Genomic DNA, 26403 nt, shown 5'->3' with positions numbered 1-26403 from the left:
TTATTATAATGCGATTGCTCCTAATTCTTCAGGCTTGAAACCGATAATTCGGTGTTGAATTTCGTCATTCTCCAAAACGATAACGGTCGGAACAGTGCGTACTTTAAATTTTGCAGCTAAATCAGGTTGATCAAATGGGTTGATAGACTCATATTTGATACCTTTTTGATCTAGATATGCAGATACTTGAGCACAAGGTGCACAATCGTTTTTCTCGAATTTGATGATTCTTGCCATGATTTTTACTTAAATTTAAAATCGCGCTTCCCAAAAGAAGGCGAGTTGAGTTGAATGATTTTAACAAGTTTGAGAAGCCTAATTTCTCAACTCTAACAAATATCATAAATTTAATTCGAAGCTGTAATTTGACTTTTCCACATTGGTGGAAAAAAGTGAGCGATATATGCCTTTGCGCATGCGCAATATTTGTATTCGATTGGTTATCAGTATTAAATTAATGTTGATAACTTTAGAACCTCTAAAATATATGTATTTTAAGAATGTTTTTTCTGTCTAATATTAGTGTCATAAAGTGACTACATCTTCTAGCTTTTATTTAATTTTTTACTATATTTTGACAGCTTATTATATTACAATATATATGAAAAAATTATTTTACGGTTTATTATTTTTGTTATCTCTGGAAGCCTCTGCACAAGAGAATATTACCTTCCAGCAACCTTCTTCTGAAATTTTAGCTTTAGCTGATTTTGTTCGTCCTCCTCAAATGCGTATATCAAGTGATCGTAATTGGATTTTGTTTATGTATCGTCCTACGTATAAATCACTGACAGAACTGGGGCAGGAAGAGATGAAATTAGCTGGTCTTCGGATTAATCCAGTCACAAATGTTTTAAGTGCAGAAAATTTCTTTAATAAAATATCATTAAAGAAAATTGCTGATGATAAAGAGTTTACAGATTTTAAAGGAATGCCTGAAAATCCAGCATTGTCAAATGTAACTTTTTCTCCAGATAATAAGAAATTGGCGTTTACTCAGACAGATGCTACAGGTACTGCATTATTTGTATTGGATTTAACCACGATGCAGGTCACGCAATTAACATCATATGTATTAAATGCTACTATGGATGCGCCATTTAAGTGGTTTAGAAATTCGGATCGTCTTTTAATTTCAACATTGCCGGCTAATAGATCCAAGTTAATTGATCAAACTAAGGATCTACCGGCAGGACCAATTGTTTCGACAAGTGATGGCCAGGTTTCGCAATTGAGAACTTATCAAGATTTGTTGAAAAACCCACAAGATGAAGCAAATTTTGAAACATTGGTACAATCTGAGTTAAAGATCGTAGATCTAAAGGGTGGAATAGAAATGTTTAGGGAAAAATCTATTTTTGCAGGAACTTCATTTTCTCCAAATGGTGAATATATCATAGTTACTACAATTAAGAAGCCCTATTCTTATATTGTTCCCTATTCTAGATTTCCACAGGAGACAGCTATTTACGATCTAGCAGGAAAATTAATCACGCAGGTCAGTGATGTTCCTTTGATTGAAGTAATGCCTAAAGGATTTTCCGCGACACGTACGGGTAGACGCAATCTGCATTGGAGAGATGATAAGCCTGCAACTTTGGCTTTTGTTGAAGCGCTAGATGAAGGAAATCCAAGTAAACAGGTAGAGTACCGCGATGCGCTATATACATTGGACTTTCCTTTTACAGGTCAGCCAAAGCTCATCACAAAAACTAAAGATCGATTTGCTGGTGTTACTTGGGGTAATGATCAGTATGCTTTGGTCAACTCACAATGGTACGATACACGTAATGTGAAAACTTTTTTGGTTGATCCTACTTCTGGAAATTCGAGATTGGTCAATGATCGTAATAGCCAAGATGTGTATAATGATCCAGGAGATGTCTTTAGAGATCGTAATAACTTTGGAACTTATCCGATGTACATTCAAAATGGAAAAACCTTGTTGGTTGGAAAAGGTTTCACCAAAGAAGGTGAGTTTCCTTTTATTGATGAATTGGATCTCAAAACGTTAAAAAAGAAACGTCTTTATATAGCTAAAAACTCGGATCTTCAAGAACGCATCGTACAACTTATTGATCCCAAAACAGGGGACATGTTGATTTCTTTGCAATCAGCTTCTGTTTTTCCGAACTATTTTACAAAAAATATGAAATCAGGGAAGCAAAAAGCACTGACTCATTTGGAAAATCCATTTAAAAGTTTAGAAAAAGTGCATAAGGAGATTTTGAATTACAAGCGTAAGGATGGTGTTGATCTTTCGGGAACATTGTATCTACCTGCTGGTTATGATTTCAAAAATAAAAAGAAACTTCCTTTATTAATTTGGGCTTATCCAAGAGAATATAAGGATAAAAATACTGCAGGACAGACTACGGCAAATCCAAAAGAATTTACTTATCCTAGCTATGGATCTTTCATTTACTGGGTATCTAAAGGTTACGCTGTATTGGATAATGCGGCATTCCCAATCGTTGGAGAGGGAACACAAGAACCAAATGATACTTTTATCGAACAATTAGTCGCTAATGGTGCTGCTGCGATCGATGCTGTGGATAACTTGGGCTATATTGACCGTAAGAAAGTTGCTGTGGGAGGCCATTCTTATGGAGCTTTTATGACGGCACATCTTTTATCTAATTCAAATTTATTTGCAGCCGGAATAGCGCGCTCTGGTGCTTACAACCGTACATTGACGCCTTTTGGATTTCAAAGTGAACAACGTAATTTCTGGGACGATCCCCAATTGTATATGACCATGTCTCCATTTGTGAGCGCCGATAAAATGAAAACACCTTTATTGCTTGTACATGGGGGAGCAGATAATAATCCGGGGACATTTACCTTACAAACTGAACGTTATTTTCAGGCATTGAAAAATCTTGGGGCTCCTGTGCGGATGGTTATTCTTCCTCGAGAGGCACATGGATATGTGGCTAAGGAGAATATTTTTCATTTATTATGGGAGCAGGATCAGTTTCTTGAAAAATACTTGAAGAATTAAGAATTTTAAAAATTAAAGGAAGAGGCCAGATGTTGTACATTCATCTGGCCTTTTTAGATTTCTCCTCCACATGATCAATGAAGTTTATCGGCATATGCTCGACTTCTCATTATGATGGCGACTATTTTGATGATGCAAATACTTGTATCAATTTTTCAAAAATCCAGTGCCAAATTTAATTGGTTTTGTTTATCCTTTGCTATCAATTCTTTTGGTCAGTTAAAGCGCAGATTTGACTTGTATAGGAAGTACATAATCGCCCCATAAAAGACCTATTTTACCCGATTTATCAACATCAATTTTAAATTGTTCTTGTGTTAGATTATTAGTTTCACTGGATACATTAACGCGCAGGGCGTCTTGATTTTTATCATATTTTGTACCCCATTGATCCCATGTTTTATTGAAAATCACAATGGTTTCCTGTTCTCCTGGAATCGTATATAAACTATATTTTCCTTTCGGCAACTTTTCACCTTCGACAAGGACGTCGTGATCAAAAGCTACTGTGGTTGCTTCATTTGCTCCGGTACGCCATACTTCTCCTATTTTAACGATGTCAACTCCAATTTGTCGTCCTTTTAAAGAAGGGCGGCTATAGTGTATATCAATTGTTACCCCATCATTTGTAGTGACTTTAACACTATCAGGAGGGCTTGCTCTTTTGCTTTTGTCTGTCTGTCCAAATACCGTGGTGCAGATGATGCTTAACATGAATAGAATAGCTGTTGTTTTCATAATATTTTTTAGTTTAAATATATGTAAAAAAAATATATTTATCTTATTAATAGGCTGTTCTATTCTCAATTTGTTTTTGGATATGGTATTCGTTCCGAGATCTTTATTGATCAAAAGTAGTGATCATCATGTGATTTGTCACATTCTTAGAAAATGTAAAAAATAAGTGTATGCAAGTAAACTTGTTTGTAAATTATGATTAAAATTAGATCGATAAGGTTTAAAATAGGTATTGGATGTGGATAATGCAAAAAGGGAAATATGCTTTTATTTCATATTTCCCTTTTTTAGATTTTGCATTTGAAGCTCTTATACTAAATATTCAAATAATGTTTGATCTTTATTTAATTCAATATATTCAAATTTATTGTCCGTCATTCTTTGTAACAAAGATTGATAATCTGCCGGATTATTCAATTCAATACCGATCAAAGCTGGCCCACGTTCGCGTTCCGTTTTTTTGATAAATTCAAATCGGGTGATGTCATCTTTTGGACTTAGTACTTCGGATACAAATAGTTTTAAAGCCCCTGGACGGTTCGGGAAACGTACAATAAAGTAATGTTTGTATCCTTCATAAAGGAGTGATAATTCTTGAATTTCACTCATACGGTTGATATCATTGTTTCCTCCTGAAATGATACATACTACTTTTTTTCCTTTAATCTCTTCTTTATGGAATTCTAAGGCTGCCACGGATAGGGCACCTGCAGGCTCCACAACGATTGCATCTTTATTGTAAAGTTCTAATATGCATGTACATATTTTTCCTTCAGGTATGGATCGAATATCATCTAAATACTGACGGCTGATCTCGAATGTCAGTTCGCCAACTTTTTGTACAGCAGCACCATCAACAAATTTATTAATCTTTTCTAGTTCTACGGGTTTTCCGACTGTAAATGCAGCTTGCATGGAAGCGGCTCCTTGTGGCTCTACACCGTAGCATTTGATATTTTGATTTTTGTTCTTCAAATAGTAGCTCGTACCTGCAGAAAGGCCACCGCCACCAATCGGAATAAAAACAGCATCAACATCTGGCAAGTCTTGTAAGATTTCTACGGCTACTGTTCCCTGTCCTTCAATAATCTTGGGATCATCAAAAGGAGGGATAAAAGTCATGTTATTTTCTTCGGTATAAATGCGGGCAGCTTTCTGACAATCATCAAATGTGTCTCCGGTCAATATAATTTCAATATTACCATTTCCCCACATTTCTGTTTGTGTTATTTTTTGTTTTGGTGTTGGTCCAGGCATAAAGATAACGCCTTTGATATCGAGCTTTTTGCAAGAAAAAGCTACTCCCTGTGCATGATTGCCAGCACTGGCACATACGACACCTCGTTGTTGCTGCTCTTCACTTAGGGAAATAATTTTGTTATAAGCACCTCTTAATTTGTATGATCTGACGATTTGTAAATCTTCTCTTTTCAGATAGACATCTGCGCCATATTTCTCAGAAAGATAAGTATTGTATTGCAAAGCAGTGCGATTGACGACATCTTTGATACGGTGGTAAGTGCTTTCTGAGTCGATTTGTAAATTAGAAAAATCTAAACTCATTTTGTTTTATTATGATTAGGTGATTGTTTGTTATAAAAAAACGCCATTTCGACTTAGAATAAAAGTAATTAAGTTTTTTGACTTTTTACTTGTAAAGTTATTCTTTGTCAAAATGACGCTTTAATAAGTTTTTGTTTTATTAAACGCTTTCTGCGAATAAACTTCTGAGATCATCGTCGCAAATATCTTTTTTTGCATCTGCAAGAATTAGAAAGCGCTCATATGTTTGTGAGAGGGCTTCTTTCTCTAAGGTATAGCCTAGGCGTTCCAAGTGATGTTTTAAAGCATGGCGACCAGAGCGAGCGGTTAAGATAATACCTGCTTCTTCTAATCCTACATCTTCTGGACGAATAATTTCATAAGTCTCACGGTGTTTTAGAAATCCATCTTGATGGATTCCAGAACTATGTGCGAATGCATTTCGTCCAACAATTGCTTTGTTTGGCTGAACGGGCATATTCATCATTTCGCTCACTTTACGTGATAGATAAGTGAACATCTTACTATCAATATTTGAGGTTAAATTACCGAAAGATTGATTATGTACTTTTAGAATCATTGCCACTTCTTCCAATGAAGTATTTCCTGCTCGTTCACCGATACCATTGATGGTACACTCCACCTGACGGGCACCATTTTGGATTGCCGCAATAGAGTTAGCGGTTGCTAATCCTAAGTCATTGTGACAATGTGCAGAAATAATAGCTTGATCAATGTTTTTAACATTTTCTTTTAAAAACTTGATTTTTGCACCATATTGGTCTGGTAAACAATATCCGTTTGTATCTGGAATATTGACTACAGTAGCACCTGCAGCAATCACTGCTTCAACCATCTGCGCTAAATAAACTAAATCTGCACGACCTGCGTCCTCGGCGTAAAATTCTACATCTTCGACATGCGATTTTGCATATTTTACTGCAGCCACAGCACGTTCTAATATCTCTTCGCGCGTGGAGTTGAATTTATATTTGATATGCATATCAGAAGCTCCGATACCTGTATGAATACGTGGTCTTTTTGCATATTTTAGGGCTTCTGCAGCGACTTTAATATCATTCTGATTGGCACGTGTTAATGCACAGATGATAACATCATTTACCGCTTTTGATAACTCAACAACGGATTGGAAGTCTCCAGGGCTAGAAACTGGGAAACCAGCTTCAATAACATCGACTCCCAGTTTCTCCAAATCTTTTGCAATATCGATTTTTTCAGGAGTAGTTAATTGACATCCTGGTACTTGTTCGCCATCGCGAAGAGTTGTATCGAAGATGTATAGATGATTTGGATCGTGTAACATAGCTTTACGTTTTTATTTTAGAAACTCTGTTCAGTCTATTTAATAAATTCTAATACTCGTGCACCCATTTCTTGTGTGCCTAATATTTTATCTGCAGGTGTGTTTGCATTTGCGATATCGCCTGTTCTCCAGCCCGCTTTTAATGTTGCAGCAACGGCTTCGGTAACTTCTTTTGCTTCGGCCTGTAAACCGAAACTAATATCTAACATCAACGCAGCAGATAGGATCGATGCTAACGGATTGGCTTTATTCTGTCCTGCGATATCGTGTGCTGACCCATGAATAGGTTCAAAGAATCCAGTACCATCACCGATGGAAGCAGAAGCCAGCATACCCATAGAGCCTGCGATTTGTGAAGCTTCATCTGTCAGGATATCTCCAAATAAATTAGCGGTCAATACAACATCAAATTTCTTTGGATTTTTAACTAATTGCATGGCAGCATTGTCGATGAACATATGTTCTGTTTCTACATCAGGATATTGTTTTGCAATCTCTTGAACAACTTCTCTCCATAGGCGAGATGTTTCCAAGACATTTGCTTTATCCACTGAGCATAATTTTTTGGAACGTGTACGGGCAGCTTCAAAAGCCTTGTGCGCAATGCGCTCTACTTCATATCGATTGTAATTCATTAAATCTGAAGCGAAATTATTGTCTTCAGAACGATTCTTTTCACCAAAATAGACATCACCGGTTAACTCGCGGAAAAATAATATATCTGTTCCTTTTAATACTTCTGGCTTAAGGCTTGAAGCATCTAAAAGTTCATCAAATAACAAAATTGGACGTAAGTTTGCGTAAAGTCCAAGCTCTTTTCGGATTTTTAACAATCCTTGCTCCGGACGAACTTTTGCTGAGGGATCATTGTCATATTTAGCATGCCCTATTGCTCCAAATAAGATGGCATCGCTTGACTTTGCTTTTTCTAAAGTTTCGTCAGGCAATGGATTTCCAGTTGCTTCAATAGCAACATGCCCCATGATGGCTTCATCGAAACTAAATTGATGACCATATTTTTGTCCGATTGTCTCAAGAACTTTTTTACCCCAAATTGTAACTTCTTGTCCTATTCCATCACCAGGAATAACGAGTATATTTTTTTTCATCAGATTAATTATTTTTGAGTGTAGGATTTCAACGGTATTCATGAACTCATATCACTCGTTTTTTATGTTTGTGATGAAACGATCATCAGCAGATCTACATGATGTTGGGAGTAGTGTGCTGAGGATGGTTTCATGCTATGCGTATTGTAAAATATCTTCAATGGACTGAACCATTCCTTTATCTAATATGATTTTCTTTTCCAGGCATGACGGGAGTTGTGTTTCAAAATGGCCGACATAAATTAATGTCTTGCCATAGGTACACAATTCATCTACTACGGCATTGAAATGTTGTGTTTGTTCGTAATCAAGACCTTGGCAGGGTTCATCCAAAATCAACAATTCTGGATTCTTTATGACAGTCCTTGCTAATAAAGCAAGGCGCTGTTTGCCTAAGGGTAGGGTATTTAATAATTTATTTTTATCTTCTTTTAAATCAAAAAAATCCAATATTTGATCTAATAATTGTTGTTTTTCAAAGCTGAGGTTACGGAATAATCCAACAGAATCAAAAAATCCGGAAGCGACACTTTGCCAAACTTTAGCTGTCTGATCAAAGTACCAATGCATCTCAGGTGAAATAATTCCTAAATGAGCTTTGATGTCCCATATACTTTCTCCAGAGCCTCTTTGCTTACCGAACAGAACGATATCATTGGCATATGCTTGCGGATGATCTCCATTGATTAAACTTAATAACGTCGACTTTCCTGATCCATTATGGCCTTGTAACAACCATTTTTCACCCGCTTTTACTTCCCAATTGATCTTTTTTAATACTTCTTTTTCCCCATATCTAACATCCACATTGGACATTTTTACCATGGTTTGGGAAGTTATACGGGGAGATTTTTGTAAAAAATGTGGAAGTGGTTTTCTTGCACGCTCTTTTTCTCGTGACAATGCTGCTGGTGAAGAAACCTCCTTTAATTGCCCTTGTTGTATTTCCGCAAAATGATTGATACAGGTTGGTAGCGTTTGATCATTACTGATTAAGATCAAGGTCACACCCGCTTGTGCTAAGCCGTCAAATGCATGATTGAGTTCCTGTCGCGATTGGCGATCCAGGCCAGTATAAGGTTGATCAATAATCAAAACCTGTGGCTTCAGCCATAATGCTTTGATCAGCTGTAGTTTTTTATGTTCTCCACTGGACAATTCGATGAGTTGTGTATGTTGAACATTTTCAAATCCAAAAGTTTCGAGGTATGGTTTTACGTCATCGAATTGCAAATGTTTTTCTTTTCCAAAATGTTGAAATTCGGCCTGTACTGTTAACGTATCGTTGGTTTGATGCTTATTGTATCGTTGCTGATAATAAAAATTTTTATCACCTTCTAGATTGGTGAATTGGTACCAATTGGAGACATATAACACTTCTGGGGGAAGAGGTGAGCTGTTATCAAAGTTGACATTTACAATTCCATGATATGAGACATGCCTCGCAATAGCTTGTGCCAAAGTGGTCTTTCCCGTCCCGCTTTTACCACCGATTAACCAGTGTTGACCTGGTTCAATTTGCCAATTCAAGTCTTGCAATACCACATGATATTGGTATTGAACAGTTAAATTAGCAATATGGACGACAGGTTCTATCATTATCTTGTTTGTTCGAAGGTTTCGATTGCAGCTTTGTTGTTTAAGATGAAATCAATATCATCATAACCATTGATCAGGCATGATTTTTTGTAAGGATTGATTTCAAAAGATTGTTGAGCTCCTGTTTCAGATAAAGTAACCGTTTGGTTTTCAAGATTAATAATGATTTCGGTAGCAGGATTTTTAAAAACGGTATCAAAGATTGTTTCTAAGAACTCATCTGTAACCTGAATAGGCAATACGCCATTATTCAACGCATTTCCTTTAAAGATATCGGCAAAAAAACTACTGATAACCGCATCAAATCCATAATCTTGGATAGCCCAAGCGGCATGTTCTCGGCTAGAACCGCAACCAAAATTTTTACCTGCGACTAATACTTTTCCTTGATAAGTAGCATCGTTCATCACAAAATCAGTTTTTGGTTGATTGTTGCTGTCGTAACGCCAGTCACGGAATAAGTTATCACCAAATCCTTCACGTGTAGTCGCTTTTAGAAAGCGAGCTGGAATGATCTGATCGGTATCTATATTTTCAATCGGTAAAGGAACTACCGTTGTTGTTAATGTTTCAAATTTTTTCATCCAAATAATTATTTACGAGTGTCTGTTCTTAACTGTATAAATGAACTCGTTTCACTCGGTTTGTTTTTTAATGGTGATGAAGCTATCATGAGCCGAGTATTTATCTCGGTTTGTGAGCTGCTTTAAGCTCATGATGGTTTCATCCAATTCATTATTTACGAGTCTCTGTCTTCAAATGTATAAATAAACTCGGTTTGTTACTTAATGGTGATTAAGCTATCATGAGAAGCATACTTATCTTTATGTGCGTGCCTCGATATACTCATGATGGTTTTATCCAAATAATTTATTGATACTAGTTTTTTTATTTTAAAACTGCCCTCACTTCTCGTAGTTTCATGGTCATACTTACCGCTTCCTGATCAGCCCAATTATTATAATCTTGAATAGCATCTAAACGTTCCTGATCACTCAAATATCCCTCTTCTACCATCTGTTTGGAGTTGGCCACCTTAGACCATATTTTTAGTTTCTCTAGATGTAATGGATTACTACGCTCATAATGTTCATCTGCATTGAACACTTCTATTTGATCAAATCCATGCTCTTCAAATATTTCCTCCAGATCATAGCCTATTCTATTGTTCATACCAGCATCATTTCGCCACATGAGAAACATGTGATAAAAATGTTGCATGCTTCTTGGTATTTTTGGATTCCAATCTATCGCTTCATGATTATAATCTAAAATCGATACTTGCCCATTGGGCTTTAATAACGTTTTCAATTTATCAATCGCTTTATCTAGTGTTGAAATCCACTGGAAGGTTCTTGCTGATACGATTAAATCAAATTTTTCAATACTTTCAAAATCTAACAAATCGCAGTGCACCAATTCCAGATTGGGTATGTTTTTGAATAAACTTTTTCCTTCGGTAATAAATGAGGCAGTATTATCAATTCCAATAACATAACCAGATGGCCCTACAATTGTAGCGATGTCTTTGGTGATGGCACCTGTTCCACATCCAATGTCCAAAATACGCATTCCAGGTTTTAAAGCAGACTTTAACGTACGATAATCCTGATCCAAAGTTCTTTGGTTAAAGGTGGTAGCGGAGCTCTGCGATTCTCTATGGATGACTTTATTTTCAGTGACTGCTACGGTCTGACAAATTTGGCACATAAGTGAAGTGATTAAAGAACAGTACTATTCATATTTAATTTATATCAATTCCCGTACATCCGTAATAATACCTGTAACAGCTGCGGCAGCGGCAGTTAAAGGTGATACAAGCATGGTACGAGCATTAGGACCTTGACGTCCTTCAAAATTTCTATTTGAAGTTGAAACACAGTATTTCCCTGCAGGAATTTTATCTTCGTTCATTCCTAGACAAGCTGAACATCCAGGTTCACGTAATTGGAAACCTGCGGCTTCGAAAATCTTGTCTAATCCTTCTTCGATGGCCTGTTTTTCTACTTGCTTAGAGCCTGGGACGATCCATACCTCTACTTGTTCTGCTTTTTGTTTTCCTTGAACAAAGGCAGCTACTTCACGTAAATCTTCGATGCGAGAGTTAGTACAGCTTCCAATAAAGACATAGTCTACAGGTTTTCCCAAGATTGGAGCATCATCTGCAAAGCCCATATAATTGAGTGCTTTTTGATAAGATGGTTGTTCAGATTCTGGTTGCGCTTGTGTAGCCGGAATATTTTCTGTGATCCCCATTCCCATTCCTGGGTTAGTACCATAGGTGATCATCGGTGCGATATCTGCTGCATCAAATTCTAATACAGCATCAAATTGTGCATCATCATCAGAATATAATGTTTTCCAGTAGGCCAATGCTTGATCCCATTCTTCACCTTTAGGGGCGAATTCACGTCCTTCTACGTAATCGAAAGTCGCTTGATCGGGGGCAATTAAGCCGCCTCGAGCTCCCATTTCAATACTCATATTACAGATAGTCATTCTTGCTTCCATACTTAAAGAACGGATCGCAGAACCAGCATATTCAATAAAATAGCCTGTACCACCTGCTGCGGAGATTTTTGCAATGATGTATAAGATAATATCTTTTGCGCCTACTCCTTTTTGCAAATCACCATTTACTTCGATTTTCATCGTTTTGGGTTTTTGTTGCAATAAGCATTGTGTTGCAAAAACTTGTTCCACTTGAGAAGTGCCTATTCCAAAAGCAATAGCGCCAAATGCACCATGGGTAGAGGTGTGACTATCTCCACATACCATGGTTTTACCAGGAAGGGTAATACCTAGTTCTGGGCCGATAACGTGTACAATGCCTTGATAGGGGTGACCGAGACCGTATAAATTAATTCCAAATTCAGCACAGTTTTTAGTCAACATATCGACTTGGTAACGTGATAATTCTTCTTTAATCGGAAGATGCTGATTTACAGTGGGAACATTATGATCTGCAGTTGCGACAGTTTGGTTGGGACGAAATACCGGTAAGCCTCTTTTTCGTAAACCGTCGAATGCTTGTGGTGAAGTTACCTCATGGATAAGGTGTGTGTCTATATAAATAATATCTGGAAATCCTTCTTCACGTTTGACGACATGCGCATCCCAAATTTTTTCTACTAATGTTTTTGACATTTTCTTCTCTAATGTTAATTTTTTCAATTTAATTCGGCTGTTTTTAGGAACTTCCTAAAAACAGCCGAATTTTTGCAGTCTAAATTACGAAATTTTAAACAGTTTTTATAGCTTTCATTGCAGTCATTGCTTGACGTAATTTACGACCAACAATTTCTACTTCATGATTACGTAAAATTTCATTAATCTCCACTAACTGAGCGTTATCTACTGATCCGTCTTTACCAGCATTGTAGTTTTTACCTACTAAATCAGTTTGTACTGTCTTCATGAAATCAGCTAATAATGGTTTACAAGCTTGATCAAATAAATAACAGCCATATTCTGCTGTATCTGAAATAACACGGTTCATTTCAAATAATTTTTTACGAGCGATTGTATTCGCGATTAAAGGAGTCTCGTGTAACGACTCGTAGTAAGCTGATTCTGGTTTAATACCGGCTTCAACCATCGTTTCGAAAGCTAATTCAACACCAGCTCTGATAAAAGCAACCATTAATGTATAATTGTCGAAGTATTCTTGCTCTGCAATTTTAACATCACCTGCAGGTGTTTTTTCAAATGCTGTCTCACCGGTTTCAGCTCTCCATTTTAAAAGATTAGCATCACCATTAGCCCAGTCTTCCATCATTGTTTTACTGAATTCACCTGAGATAATATCATCTTGGTGTTTTTGGAATAATGGTCGCATGATATCTTTTAATTCTTCTGATAATTCAAAAGCTTTAATTTTAGCAGGATTGCTTAAGCGATCCATCATGCCACTTACACCACCATGCTTTAATGCTTCCGTGATAACTTCTACTCCATATTGAACTAATTTGGAAGCATATCCCGCATCAATGCCTTGTTCAACCATTTTATCGAAAGATAAAATAGAACCTGTTTGCAATAAACCACATAGGATGGTTTGCTCGCCCATTAAATCAGATTTTACTTCGGCAACAAATGACGATTTCAATACACCTGCTCTATGGCCACCTGTACCTACGCAATATGCTTTTGCTTCAGCCCATCCCTTTCCTTGAGGATCATTTTCTGGGTGAACAGCAATTAAAGTAGGAACACCAAAACCACGTACATATTCTGCACGAACTTCAGATCCTGGGCATTTTGGTGCGACCATGATAACCGTAATATCTTTACGGATTTGCATGCCTTCTTCAACAATATTGAAACCGTGAGAATATGACAATGTAGCTCCTTCTTTCATCAGAGGCATTACGGCGTTGATCACAGCTGTATGTTGTTTATCAGGTGTTAAGTTGATCACTAAATCTGCTGTTGGGATCAACTCTTCGTAAGTGCCAACATTAAAATTGTTGTCCGTAGCATTTTTCCAAGAATCTCTTTTTTGCTCAATAGCTTCTTTACGCAATGTATATGATACATCTAAACCGCTATCTCTTAAATTTAGACCTTGATTTAATCCTTGTGCACCACAGCCTACGATTACGATTTTTTTACCTTTTAAAGCATCCACACCGTCTGCGAACTCACTATTGTTCATAAACTCTGCTTGACCTAATTGATGTAATTGATCTCTAAGTGGTAGTGTGTTGAAATAATTTGCCATTGTTATTATTAATTTCTTATTGATGGTTTGTTGATTATTCTATTTATTATTTTTAATTACTCTGCGTTGTGCTTGGGCATATCCCCAGTGCAAATTATCGTGCGATAATGTCGCGATTAGTACTTCTTCGATTGTTTTCATCTCAGAACCATACGTTGCGGTCGCATACGGTGTGATGGATTTGAAAGTTCCCTTTGCATAGTCGCTTTGAATCTGATCGATCGTTGTTAGCGCTAAAGATTTAAATTCATCCACTTCTGCTTGCGTCACCTCGCGTGTTGGTTTTGTGTCTTTTTTATAATCGTCATTGTACTTTACCGTTGAAGCATTTGCTAGGATGCCAGTACGAACGTAGCTCAAAGTTTGAGTGGAAACAACGATATGTGCAAAATTCCAAAAGATATTATTATTGAATCCTTCTGGTATTTGGTTTAATTCGTCTATTGTTAAATCATCGATCAAGCGGATGAAGGCTTTGCGACTATTGATGATAAATTCAAATATATGTTGTGTCATTTTTTACTCTTTTTAATCGATTTATTTCATTACTCTAGATTGAAGCTAAGCCAAAGTGTGGTTACATGGTAAACACATTATCTCCTTTTTCAAGATATTCGTTTTCAACAACTTCTTCAGAAGGCTCTCTTCGCTCAAATTCTTTTAGCTTAGCATGAAATCCTGCACTTTCTTTAATGATAGCGATACGTGCACCGCGTACAAATTCGATTAAGTTATACTTAGTCAACTCTTCTGTTAGTTTATCAATTTCCTCTCGATGTCCAGCAGTTTCAAATACGGTGTAATCTTTGCGGATTACAACTGCAGATGCGCCATATTGACGCAATAGTCTTTCTACATATACTTTTTCGGTAATGATATCTGTTGGGACTTTATATAAAGCCTGTTCTTGCCAGATGACTTCATCATTCGTATTATAATAGGCTTTCAGTACTTCTACCTGTTTTTCAATTTGACGACACAATTTGCGGACTACTTCCTCAGCTTCCGCGATTAAGATTGTGAAGCGGTGAATGCCTTCGACTTCGGAAGGTGAAGTGTTTAAGCTTTCGATATTGATTTTTCTTCTTGAGAATATGGTTGATATTCTACCGATCATACCGATAGAATTTTCCGTATATATCGTAATTGTATATTCTTGTTTTTCCATTTTTACTTCAATCTAATTTCTGAAACACTAGTTCCTTGGGCAACCATAGGGAATACATTGTTCTCTTTGCCCACCATTACCTCTAGTAAATATGCGCTATCGTGATCCAACATGGTTTTTAACGCTGTTTTCAATTGATCTCTTTCAGATACTTTTTGGCCATCGATGTAGTATGATTTTGCTAGTGCAACAAAATCTGGACTTGTAATATTAACAAATGAGTATCTTTTTTCATTGAAAAGCTGTTGCCATTGGCGTACCATTCCCAAGAATTGATTGTTTAAGATCAAGATTTTTACTTTAGCACCAAATTGCATAATCGTGCCCAATTCTTGTAATGTCATTTGGAAACCTCCATCACCGATAATCGCAATAACATCACGATGAGGTGCACCATACCAAGCCCCTATAGCTGCAGGTAGACCAAATCCCATTGTTCCCAGTCCGCCTGAAGTGACATTCGATTTTGATTGTTTGAATTTTGAGTAGCGGCATGCGACCATTTGATGTTGACCCACATCTGTGGTGATGATCGCATTACCTTCTGTCAATTCGTTTAGTAAATTGATCACTTCACCCATGGTTAGTACATCACCAGTTGGATGAAGCTCGTTTTGGATGACTTCTTTAATTTCTTCTTTTTCTAACGTTCTGAATTGTGCCAACCAATCGGTATGGTCTTTTTTGTCAATCAATTCAGTCAGTTGTGGCAATGTTTCTTTACAATCTCCCCAAACGGCAACAGTTGTTTGTACATTTTTATCAATTTCTGCAGGGTCAATATCAAGATGAACTACCTTTGCCTGTTTCGCATATTTGTCAAGACGTCCAGTTACACGGTCATCGAAACGCATACCAATAGCGATTAAGACGTCACATTCATTTGTCATCACATTTGGCGCATAGTTGCCATGCATACCTAGCATTCCAACATGTTGTGGATGATCTGTTTCTAGTGCGCTCAGTCCCATTACGGTTGCCGCGGCAGGTATTCCTGACTTTTCTAAGAAAGCTTTAAATTCTTGTTCAGCTCTCCCTAGGATGATACCTTGACCAAATAAGATAAATGGTTTTTGAGCACTATTGATTAAAGCTGCAGCTTCTTGTACATATTCTTTTCTGACGATTGGAGAAGGACGGTATGAGCGTATGTGTGTACACTTTTCATATCCTAAATAATCGAATAACTCCATTTGAGCATTTTTTGTAATATCGATCAATACGGGACCAGGACGACCCGTACTAGCAATATGAAATGCTTTGGCTATTGCTGTAGGAATTTCTGATGCTTCTGTCACTTGGTAACTCCATTTGGTGACAGGTGCGGTAATATTAATGACGTCTGTTTCTTGAAAAGCATCTGTACCCAATAAACTAGCGAATACTTGTCCAGTGATACAGACGATAGGATTACTATCGATCATAGCATCAGCCAAACCAGTTACTAAATTTGTTGCTCCAGGACCAGATGTCGCAAATACAACACCGGTACGGCCAGAGGTTCTTGCAAAGCCTTGTGCTGCATGGATACCACCTTGCTCATGACGGACAAGAATATGAGTCAATTTTTCATTGTAATCATATAATGCATCATAGATCGGCATGATCGCTCCTCCAGGATATCCAAATACGGTATCAACACCTTCACACAATAAGGCTTCTAATACCGCCTGCGAACCTGTCAATTGATTAATAGGTTGAGGCTGCTTCGTACATTCCTTACTTTCAGTTTTTTCCAGCGTACTCATTATTTTTAATTTATTCGATTTGTAATTCTTTTGTTTTTGTTGATTATTCGGTCTTTTGCTTTATAGATCTGTTACACAGCCATCTGAAGCGTCGGAAACGGTTTTTGCGTATTTGTAAAGCACTCCCTTAGTTACTTTTAGTGCTGGTTGTTTCCATTGTGCACGTCGAGCTGCAATTGTTGCTTCATCTACTTTTAAGTTTAAAGTATTGTTGACCGAATCGATTTCAATGATATCATCATCTTCTACCAATCCAATTAAACCTCCTTTGTACGCTTCAGGGGTAATGTGTCCCACGACAAAACCATGCGTTCCTCCAGAGAATCTTCCATCAGTGATCAATGCAACCGATTTTCCTAATCCTGCACCAATGATAGCCGAAGTAGGTTTTAACATTTCAGGCATTCCCGGTGCTCCAACAGGTCCTTCGTTTTTAATAACCACTACATCACCTTTTTTAACACGTCCTGATGAAATACCTACGATAAGATCTTGTTCGCCATCAAACACACGAGCTGGACCGACAAATTTCTCCCCCTCTTTTCCTGAAATTTTAGCAACAGAACCTTTCTCTGCTAAATTACCATAAAGGATCTGTAAGTGACCATTTGCTTTAATTGGATCACTCAATTTATGTATGATCTTCTGATCATAATCGATGACGGATTTCACATCTGCCAAATTCTCTGCCAGTGTCTTACCTGTTACAGTCAAACAATCACCATGCAATAAGCCTTCGTTCAATAGATACTTTAAAACAGCAGGGATACCACCATATTGATGTAAATCTTGCATTAAGTATTTTCCGGAAGGTTTAAAATCTGCTAAGACCGGTGTCTCATCCGACATGCGTTGAAAATCGTCTTGAGTGATGTCTACTCCTATAGATTTACCAATTGCAATAAAGTGCAACACAGCATTGGTACTTCCTCCTAAGATGATGATCGCACGAATGGCATTTTCAAATGCTTTACGTGTCATGATATCCGAAGGTTTGATATCTTTTTCTAATAAGATACGGATATATTTACCTGCTTCTAGACATTCATCTTTTTTATCTTGTGAAACAGCTGGGTTAGAAGATGAATAAGGTAAACTCATACCTAATGCTTCTATGGCAGCAGCCATGGTGTTTGCGGTATACATTCCGCCACAAGCACCTGCTCCAGGGCAAGTATTACGGATCACACCGTCATAATCTTCGTCGGATATATTACCACATATTTTTTGCCCTAAAGCTTCAAATGCGGAAACAATATTTAAATCTTCACCTTTATAATGGCCTGGGGCAATAGTTCCGCCATAGACCATAATCGCTGGACGATCCAGACGGCCCATTGCGATAATAGCTCCAGGCATATTTTTATCGCATCCTGGTATCGCAATCAATCCATCGTAATATTGTCCACCACAGATGGTCTCAATACTATCAGCGATAACATCTCTACTCACCAACGAGTAGCGCATACCTGCTGTACCGTTGCTCATCCCATCACTTACACCAATAGTACCAAACGTAAGACCTACTAAATCATTTGACCAAACTCCTTTTTTAACAACTTGTGCTAAATCATTTAGATGCATATTGCAGGTATTACCATCGTATCCCATGCTTGCAATACCTACCTGCGCTTTTTCCATGTCCGCATCCGTCAGACCAATACCATACAGCATCGCTTTTGCTGCTGGTTGTGTTTCATCTTGTGTGAATGTACGGCTGTATTTATTCAATATGTTTTCCTTATCAGATGATGACTTCATAGTTCTCGTTCTCTAATACTAAATTTTTATATCTTCTTTGAATAGAAGCACCTATTGTATGCTCCCAGTTTTCTTTATATATAATATGATCGACTTGTTTTATTCCTATGATCTCTGCTGCCGTTCCGGATAAAAAGGCTGAATCAGCTTCATGGATATCTTGAATAGTTAGTCGTTTCTCAATTAAGTCAATTCCTAATTTTTTGCAGATAAGGATGACATTTTTTCGTGTTATCCCAGGGAAAATATTCTGGATAGGGGGGGTGTAGATTTTGAAATCTTTTTCTATGAATAAGTTTTCACTTGAAGCTTGCGCTACATAACCATCTTGATCCAATAATAAAGCTTCATCAAATCCATGCTGGATTGCTTTGCTGCTAGCTAGGATTGAATTAATATATTGCCCTGATATTTTAGATGAAATCGGAAATGATTTTGAACTCGGACGTTCGATATCTGAAATTTCCACTTTCAATAAATTCTGACCTAAATATGGTCCCCATTCCCAAGCGGCCATCATGATTCTAGCTTCGGTTGATGAGGTCAAGTGCATATTAGATCCTGAAAATACCAATGGTCGAATATAGGCTGAACGTAAGTTGTTAATAGCAAGTAATTCATAAGCACGGTCGATCAACTCACGATTGTCCCAGGAATAAGGAATGTTAATCGCTTCACAAGATTTTTGTAAACGCTCGAAATGTTCGAGTGCCTTAAAAATACGAGGTCCATTATGGGTGTTATATGCCCGAAGGCCTTCGAACGCTCCATAACCATAGTGTAATGCTTGCGTATACAAGTCAAGACCTGTCGCAAAAGCTTTGACGTATGATCCGTCTAAGTAAATTAATGTGTTCTCGTCGTAATACTTCATAGCCTATGATCTACCCCCTCTAGTAAATATTAAAAAATAACTTGTTTTTGTTTCCCTTGGGTAAATGTAATTTTAACCGTAAACTTTGGTGCTAAAATTATTTCTTTAAGTTACTCCGAATAAAAATAATTGGCAATAGCTATATTTGACTTTTTTGATTAAGTATATAATTTTGAATTATTGGTTTTTACAAAATTTAATTTTAACAATTTCAATAATATTGATATTTTAAAGTGCGTTAAGTAGACCGTATTTAAAATCGGTCTACTTGTTCTGAAAACTTTTTTTTTGATTTTTGTGTGAAATTCTTCTTAAAAAAGGATAATTGTGAATTTATTTGATTTTTTTATACACGCTGGAGTATCGGTTTTCGAATCCTTTTATTGGCTTAATAATTAGATTTTTGGTCATGAATGCTAGGTGTAAAATTCTTATAAACTAATGGGAATAATTGGTTTATAATCATGTCAAAAATAAAAATGTACTGTTATATTTTATCTGCTTTGTTACCATGATGTTAATATCTATTGGTAAAAGTGGATAAAATAGCATGTATTTTTTAAATCTATGGAAAGTTATAGACATCTTATTGGCATTTGTTAAGAAATGTATATAATAAGTGTAGTCAGTTATGATCTGATGTAGACCTTTGAGCCCTGATGTTTGGTGAAGAACAGTTTATTTTGGTTTTATAAACATCATGTTGATAAAGGTATATAAAGTGTGAAGTTCTTCCATTTTCTAGGAGGTTATAAACATGTTGTAGACATCTTGTTGACAAGTGTTAAGAAAACGATATACGACGTATAACAAGTTATGATTTGAGATAGGTCTATAAGTGACCATTTAACTGGAAAGAATTTTTCCATTCATTTATAAACAAGATGTGGATATCTATTTGGGACAAGTGGATAAAAATACAAAAGCCTCTTATTTTTAAGTAAGAGGCTTTTAGATATCATCAAGAGATGAGTTATGCTTCAATAATTCCTTCAGCTAATATCGTAACGACATTGTTTTTAGCTTCTACCACACCACCTTTGATGCTTAAGGTTTGCTCGTCTTTACCTTGCTGAATAATTACTTTTCCATCTTCTAAAGTAGAAATGATAGCAGCGTGATCTTTTAAGATTTGAAAAGATCCTGCAGTACCTGGAACAGTTACCGCAGTTGCATCACCTTCAAATACTATTTTGTCAGGAGTGATTATAGATAATTTCATTTTATATAATAGTATTTAGTAGTTCGTATTAAGTACTTAGACTTTTACACTGTATTTAGTATGGAGTATTTAGACTTTTGCTATCGATTAGCATCTAAAACCTTCATATTAAGTTTTCGAGATCTAAATACAAGCTACTAAATACTAACAACTAACTTAAACTGCTTCAGCTAATAATTTTTTACCTTTTTCGATTGCTTCTTCGATGCTACCTACTAAGTTGAAAGCTGCCTCAGGATACTCATCAACAGCACCATCAAGGATCATATTAAACCCTTTGATTGTATCTTTGATGTCTACCAATACACCTTTTAAACCTGTAAATTGCTCAGCCACGTGGAAAGGTTGTGATAAGAAACGTTGAACACGACGTGCGCGTTGTACGGTTAATTTATCTTCTTCTGATAACTCATCCATACCTAAGATGGCGATGATATCTTGTAATTCTTTGTAACGTTGTAAGATTTCTTTTACGCGCTGTGCTGTATCGTAGTGCTCGTTACCTAAAACAGCAGGGCTTAAGATGCGAGAAGTCGAATCTAATGGATCTACTGCAGGATAAATACCTAACTCTGCAATTTTACGTGATAATACAGTCGTTGCATCTAAGTGAGCAAATGTTGTCGCTGGAGCAGGGTCGGTTAAATCATCCGCAGGTACGTATACCGCTTGAACTGAAGTAATTGATCCGTTTTTAGTAGAGGTAATACGCTCTTGCATTAAACCCATCTCTGTTGCTAACGTCGGTTGGTAACCTACTGCAGAAGGCATACGGCCTAATAAAGCAGATACTTCAGAACCCGCTTGTGTAAAACGGAAGATATTATCAATAAAGAATAATACGTCTTTACCTTTACCATCTTCTTCACCATCACGGAAATATTCAGCAATCGTTAAGCCTGATAAAGCAACACGTGCACGTGCACCTGGAGGCTCATTCATTTGACCGAATACGAAAGTACATTTCGATTCTTTCATCAATTCGGTATCGATAGCATCTAAAGGCCATTGACCTTTTTCCATCTCTTCCATGAAGTGCTCACCATATTTGATAATGCCTGATTCCAACATCTCACGCAATAAGTCATTACCTTCACGTGTACGCTCACCAACACCAGCAAATACAGATAAACCACCGTGTCCTTTTGCGATATTGTTGATTAACTCTTGAATTAATACAGTTTTACCTACACCGGCACCACCAAATAATCCAATTTTACCACCTTTAGAATATGGCTCTAATAAATCGATTACTTTAATACCTGTGAAAAGTACTTCAGTTTCAGTCGATAGATCTTCAAATTTAGGTGGAACATTATGGATTGAACGACCATTAGTTTTATCTAAATTTTTGATCCCGTCAATGGCATCACCCACAACGTTGAATACACGACCTTTAATTTCTTCACCAATAGGCATTTTGATTGGAGCACCTGTGTCGACAACTTTCATTCCACGAACCAAACCTTCGGTTGCATCCATAGAAATTGTACGAACACGTTCCTCACCTAAGTGTTGTTGAACCTCTAAAACGACACGTTGACCATTTTCTCTCTCGATAATCAAGGCATCGTAAATTTTAGGTAGATTTTCATTGTCGGCGAAGTTGACGTCAACCACTGGGCCGATAATCTGCGCTATTTTACCAATATTGGGCATATTATGGGGACTAAATATTTATTAATCAATTTTATAAAGGCAATATAAACCGCCTCTTTTTGGTCAGCAAAAATAAGCTTATTGTCGCTGAAAAACAAATAGAAATTTCAATTAAATTCTTTTTTATTGAAATATGTCAATTTGTTATTCATTCTAATAATATATGTTCTCGAAAAAAGATAATTTCAGCTTAATATGACGGCTTTATCCATTTTAAAGACACTATTCATCTTTTTTTGTCATCATTGGACAAACGATAAAAAATCCTGATTTTAATTCAAATATAGAACGAGTTTGAATCAAATACAACTCCGATCGTTACATATTTGTTGTATCATGGCGCTGATTATTCGAAAACATATTGAATTATTTATAAACAAATCCTATTCTCACTCTTTATCTCGAATAAAATAAGGGCAATTGCACGATGCAATTGCCCTTATTTTAAATGTATTAAAAAATCGTTACGATCTTTTGTTTAATTCATCTTGAAGTTGACGTTTTAATGCTTGTTCTTTTTCAAGTGCCTTTTTTCGGAATAACGCAAGCTCTTCTTGTGCTTGATCTGCCGTTTTTTGATATTCATCAGTATTTACTTTCGCTTTACGGTAAGAGAATAGAAAGGTTACTGTACTGATCAAGAGTACGGCAATGATTAACCAAACGATACTGCTATAAGCTGATTTGGTAGTATTGATTCCTAAAAAAGAGAAACTATCGGCTTTTTCTTGTTCCTGAGCCAATTGGTCTTTTAATATCTGAACACTATCTTGTAATCCTTTGGTTGTCGATCCGTAATTTGAGCTTGCAGATTTTAATGCAGTAATTTCTTTTTGAAGTTTGCTGACAGTATCTACTACATTTTTTCTGATGATCTCCAGATTTGATTTGCGTACCATCTTGAAATCATAATTATTTTTTGAAATGTAGTTCAAATGGTCAAACTGATTTGCAAGACTACCTTTACTCAAACCTTCAGGGCCAAATTTGTTAGCAGCTGCTGTTGTTGGTTGAGCTACTGGAGCTTGGGCCGAAGCGAATTGCTGATGAGCGCATAGAAGAGATACAGTTATAACTAGTGATTTTAAAATATGCATAGATGAATTAACGTTACAAATTTTTTACAAAATTAATGATTGCTTCTAATATATACTAAAAAGTTAAGATTTTAAGTTTAAATGTTGAAATATTTTTATTAAATGTGTATTTCTGCAAGATAAATAAAGAATATGCAATCCTAATTGTTTAGGTGTTCATCCTATTTGTTGTTTTAAAAATTACGCTTAGATGAGCACTTTTTTCACAAGTTCTTGATCGATTATTTTATGTACAGATCAATCGTTTTTTAGCTAGAGGCTGCTCGTAAATTTAAATTTGATACCCAATTGAAAATTGCTAATGGTCTTAAATATTTCTTTCAAAGTTGCTTTTTCAATTTTAGTTAGACTATCGATTCGAATATAATTACTGGGTTCAGATTTTGAGGTTAAAATCTCATTAGTTTGATTTTTTAATCTCAGGGCCATCATGTAATAGTATGATTGATATAATTCTTCGTATTGTGTCTGATTGAAGATCCCGAGCTTAACCAATTTTTTAAGCCTTTCGCCAGTATTTTCTTCATAAATTCTATTTTTTAATGCATATACACGCACCAGATCCACAATTGGAGTCATCGCTTTTTTGATATTTAAAAATTCAGCAGTTCCAATGGTTTGTGTTTTTATGGCATTAAAAAATGTTAATGGTGGTTGATATTGCAAAGCATTCTTTGCGATGAAGGAGAAGAAGCGTTCATTTGGTTTTTGTAATTCTATATTTAAAAATAATTTAAGTTCATCAATGATTTCTTGATCTCCATAGAGTCGCCTACAATCAAAGAACGTTGAAAATTTAATCGCATTCTCGGGCATGGTATCTTCTATCCAATTTTTATAATTATTTTTCCAATGGGATAAAGAATGTGTCCATTTAGGATTGCTCGCCATAAATTCACCGGTACAGTATACAAATCCAATTTTATTTAAATAATCAGAGACTTTCTTTGCAAAAGTTAAAAAATAACTTCTAACAAGTTCACGATGTTCATTCGCTTTATCTTCATATATAATGGCATTATCTTGATCGGTTTTGAGTGTTTGTTCCTTCCTGCCTTCACTTCCTGTTACCATAAAAACAAATTTTGCGGGAGGTTCTCCAATTTCTTGGATCACTTTTTCAATCACTTTGATTGAAATGGTATCGGCAATTGTGGTGATCACTTGGTTGGCAATTTCTGCATGGACACCGCGCTCTAGCAATTGGTTTATAATTTTAGGTACATTATTCCATTTATCTCCGAGCTCATCTATAGATTCAGCTAATTTTACAGATTGTATAAAAACTAAGGGAGATTGCCCTTGCTCACTTAGTAAGCGATTACGGCTTAAAAAACCAACATATTTACCTTCTTTTTCGACTAAAAGATATTTGGTTTTCGTTCGGAACATCATGAGAACGGCTTCATATAGAAAGGCTTGATGAGAGATGCTGACAATCGGATTGTCCATCACCGACCCGATCGGTTGTGTAGCTTCTATTTGCTTGCCTAATACATTGTCGCGTAATGTTATATCTGTTGCGTATCCGATGATTTCTTCTTTTTCCGTTATAAAGATGCAGCTAATTTTATGTCTTGACATTTTTTGTGCTACTTCGAAAATAGGCGTATGGTAGGGAACGGATATAATATCTTTATAGATGATGTTATCAATCTTTCGAGAATATAACTGATCAGCTGCGTAATAACTTTCTTCAAATGGTGCTGGCGATTTTACGAAATGCGAAAAATCTTCTTCTAGCATTTTGCGTCCAAATGAATTTGTAAAGAAATGAAAAAAATCCTCATTGACATGACAGAGTTCAATAAAGTCTTTACGGGGCAATCGGTATATGGTTGTTCCTTTTTTGACCATGACAGATTTTAATGCCTTTTTACGGTTTAGCAGAATAGATATTCCTCCAAAGCAATAAGGATGATGATGGATCTCAATAGAATGTTTATTTTCACTAGTATCTAAGAAAAAAGTTTCGTATTCACCTTTATAAATGAGATCTATTCCTTCAATATCTGTCACATTCTGTCGGTAAAGCAGCTCTTCTTTTGTAAATGTATATTTCGTCATTAGGTCTACTAAACTTTTTTGCACGGAATCGGGCAAGAGTTGAAAAGGTTGAGTTGTTTTTAATAACGATAAAATAACCTCAGAATTATTCATATAAGCGGATTTAAGGTTGAAATATAGGTAGAAATTGAGCTTGTTGGTTTTCAACATCTGCTATTGAAAGTTCATTTCTGCGTATCATTTCAAAATAGCATTTTGCAGTTATTTCGGCATCTTTTTCAGCATGATGCATATTTTCGGGCAATGTTGTAAATAACGCTTCATGTAGGAGTGCTAGATTCATATAGACCATATTGGGATTTCGTACATACTTTTTGCTATGCCATAAGGTACAAAAATAGCGGAATTGTTCAAATGGGATAGGCAGTTTTACTCTAACAAATTCAGCGCACAAGACTTGTAAATCAAATGATAAGAAATGACCAACAATTAAAGGGTTATATTTTTTTAGATCATGTGCTAATTTTCGAAGTACGTTTTTTTTGTTGTCACCATGCTCTCTCAAAAAATGGGGTGTTAAGCCATGAATTTTTTCTGATTCTCGACTTATAGGGATCAGTGGTTCATAGATGTATTTGTTTGTGCGTTTGATTTCATTAATCTCCATGTCAAATATGATCCATGCTAATTGCAATACATGAGGCCAATTTTGAATATCGCTGTATTTTTTATCCCATTTTTTAGGAAGATCGGAGGTTTCTGTATCCAGAAATAATATATACTTTTTCAAAAAGTGTGTCGCTATGCTATTTGTTATTAAAAATAAGT

21 protein-coding genes are annotated in these 26403 nt (G+C 36.2%); 1 reads left to right on the top strand and 20 read right to left on the bottom strand.

Annotation, left to right across the window (positions count from 1 at the left end):
- Window positions 1-3: 3 nt before the first annotated feature.
- Window positions 4-237 carry a thioredoxin family protein gene (locus tag B3P23_RS01340; protein WP_021191847.1) on the bottom strand — a complete coding sequence of 78 codons (234 nt, stop codon included), beginning with the start codon at window positions 235-237 and terminating at the stop codon, window positions 4-6.
- A gap of 364 nt (window positions 238-601) precedes the next feature.
- On the opposite strand from B3P23_RS01340, the gene B3P23_RS01335 reads away from it, so the two are divergent.
- Window positions 602-3004: a S9 family peptidase gene (locus B3P23_RS01335; protein ID WP_293923905.1), complete on the top strand. Its 2403-nt coding sequence runs from the start codon at window positions 602-604 to the stop codon at window positions 3002-3004.
- Window positions 3005-3223: 219 nt separating this feature from the next.
- Here the strand turns inward: B3P23_RS01335 and B3P23_RS01330 are convergent, their stop codons facing one another.
- From B3P23_RS01330 to B3P23_RS01240, 19 genes are all read right to left on the bottom strand, one after another.
- On the bottom strand, window positions 3224-3742 hold the full coding sequence (locus tag B3P23_RS01330) for a DUF2911 domain-containing protein (protein WP_045755287.1): 519 nt from the start codon (window positions 3740-3742) through the stop codon (window positions 3224-3226).
- 309 nt (window positions 3743-4051) lie between these two features.
- The gene (ilvA, locus tag B3P23_RS01325) at window positions 4052-5305 is read right to left on the bottom strand and encodes a threonine ammonia-lyase IlvA (RefSeq protein WP_045752782.1); all 1254 of its coding nucleotides are present in this window, start codon (window positions 5303-5305) and stop codon (window positions 4052-4054) included.
- Window positions 5306-5444: 139 nt separating this feature from the next.
- Window positions 5445-6608: a 2-isopropylmalate synthase gene (locus B3P23_RS01320; protein ID WP_084405278.1), complete on the bottom strand. Its 1164-nt coding sequence runs from the start codon at window positions 6606-6608 to the stop codon at window positions 5445-5447.
- Window positions 6609-6643: 35 nt separating this feature from the next.
- Window positions 6644-7717 carry a 3-isopropylmalate dehydrogenase gene (gene leuB / locus B3P23_RS01315; RefSeq protein WP_293923901.1) on the bottom strand — a complete coding sequence of 358 codons (1074 nt, stop codon included), beginning with the start codon at window positions 7715-7717 and terminating at the stop codon, window positions 6644-6646.
- Between the two features lie 135 nt (window positions 7718-7852).
- The gene (locus B3P23_RS01310) at window positions 7853-9316 is read right to left on the bottom strand and encodes an ATP-binding cassette domain-containing protein (protein WP_248755570.1); all 1464 of its coding nucleotides are present in this window, start codon (window positions 9314-9316) and stop codon (window positions 7853-7855) included.
- Window positions 9316-9900: a 3-isopropylmalate dehydratase small subunit gene (leuD, locus tag B3P23_RS01305; protein WP_045752785.1), complete on the bottom strand. Its 585-nt coding sequence runs from the start codon at window positions 9898-9900 to the stop codon at window positions 9316-9318. Before leuD ends, B3P23_RS01310 begins: the two co-directional genes overlap by 1 nt.
- Before the next feature lie 304 nt (window positions 9901-10204).
- Window positions 10205-11026, bottom strand: a complete 822-nt coding sequence (locus B3P23_RS01300) for a methyltransferase domain-containing protein (RefSeq protein ID WP_281046778.1) — start codon at window positions 11024-11026, stop codon at window positions 10205-10207.
- 39 nt (window positions 11027-11065) lie between these two features.
- Window positions 11066-12463, bottom strand: coding sequence for a 3-isopropylmalate dehydratase large subunit (gene leuC / locus B3P23_RS01295; protein ID WP_293923892.1), 1398 nt, complete (start codon window positions 12461-12463; stop codon window positions 11066-11068).
- 94 nt (window positions 12464-12557) lie between these two features.
- Entirely contained in the window at window positions 12558-14039 is a 1482-nt protein-coding gene (gene ilvC / locus B3P23_RS01290) for a ketol-acid reductoisomerase (RefSeq protein WP_293923889.1), read from the bottom strand.
- A 39-nt stretch (window positions 14040-14078) separates the two neighbouring features.
- Complete coding sequence (locus B3P23_RS01285; protein WP_293923886.1) at window positions 14079-14555, bottom strand: DinB family protein; 477 nt, start codon at window positions 14553-14555, stop codon at window positions 14079-14081.
- A gap of 61 nt (window positions 14556-14616) precedes the next feature.
- On the bottom strand, window positions 14617-15207 hold the full coding sequence (gene ilvN, locus B3P23_RS01280) for an acetolactate synthase small subunit (RefSeq protein ID WP_045752790.1): 591 nt from the start codon (window positions 15205-15207) through the stop codon (window positions 14617-14619).
- Window positions 15208-15209: 2 nt separating this feature from the next.
- Entirely contained in the window at window positions 15210-16955 is a 1746-nt protein-coding gene (ilvB, locus tag B3P23_RS01275; RefSeq protein ID WP_045752791.1) for a biosynthetic-type acetolactate synthase large subunit, read from the bottom strand.
- Window positions 16956-17015: 60 nt separating this feature from the next.
- Complete coding sequence (gene ilvD / locus B3P23_RS01270; protein WP_045752792.1) at window positions 17016-18716, bottom strand: dihydroxy-acid dehydratase; 1701 nt, start codon at window positions 18714-18716, stop codon at window positions 17016-17018.
- Window positions 18700-19590, bottom strand: a complete 891-nt coding sequence (gene ilvE, locus B3P23_RS01265) for a branched-chain-amino-acid transaminase (protein ID WP_094773240.1) — start codon at window positions 19588-19590, stop codon at window positions 18700-18702. Before ilvE ends, ilvD begins: the two co-directional genes overlap by 17 nt.
- 973 nt (window positions 19591-20563) lie before the next feature.
- Complete coding sequence (gene atpC / locus B3P23_RS01260) at window positions 20564-20812, bottom strand: ATP synthase F1 subunit epsilon (RefSeq protein ID WP_045755062.1); 249 nt, start codon at window positions 20810-20812, stop codon at window positions 20564-20566.
- 156 nt (window positions 20813-20968) lie between these two features.
- The gene (gene atpD, locus B3P23_RS01255) at window positions 20969-22471 is read right to left on the bottom strand and encodes a F0F1 ATP synthase subunit beta (RefSeq protein WP_045755061.1); all 1503 of its coding nucleotides are present in this window, start codon (window positions 22469-22471) and stop codon (window positions 20969-20971) included.
- 464 nt (window positions 22472-22935) lie between these two features.
- The gene (locus tag B3P23_RS01250) at window positions 22936-23568 is read right to left on the bottom strand and encodes a hypothetical protein (RefSeq protein WP_293923877.1); all 633 of its coding nucleotides are present in this window, start codon (window positions 23566-23568) and stop codon (window positions 22936-22938) included.
- A gap of 252 nt (window positions 23569-23820) precedes the next feature.
- Window positions 23821-25728, bottom strand: coding sequence for a DUF294 nucleotidyltransferase-like domain-containing protein (locus tag B3P23_RS01245; protein ID WP_045755700.1), 1908 nt, complete (start codon window positions 25726-25728; stop codon window positions 23821-23823).
- Window positions 25729-25738: 10 nt separating this feature from the next.
- A complete protein-coding gene (locus B3P23_RS01240; RefSeq protein WP_248755574.1) occupies window positions 25739-26365 on the bottom strand; it encodes a 3'-5' exonuclease in 627 nt (208 codons plus the stop codon).
- Window positions 26366-26403 lie beyond the last annotated feature (38 nt).

The sequence above is a fragment of the Sphingobacterium sp. UBA6320 genome (genome assembly GCF_002440335.1).
Lineage (GTDB): Bacteria > Bacteroidota > Bacteroidia > Sphingobacteriales > Sphingobacteriaceae > Sphingobacterium.
This window is presented reverse-complemented; position numbering and strand designations above follow the sequence as displayed.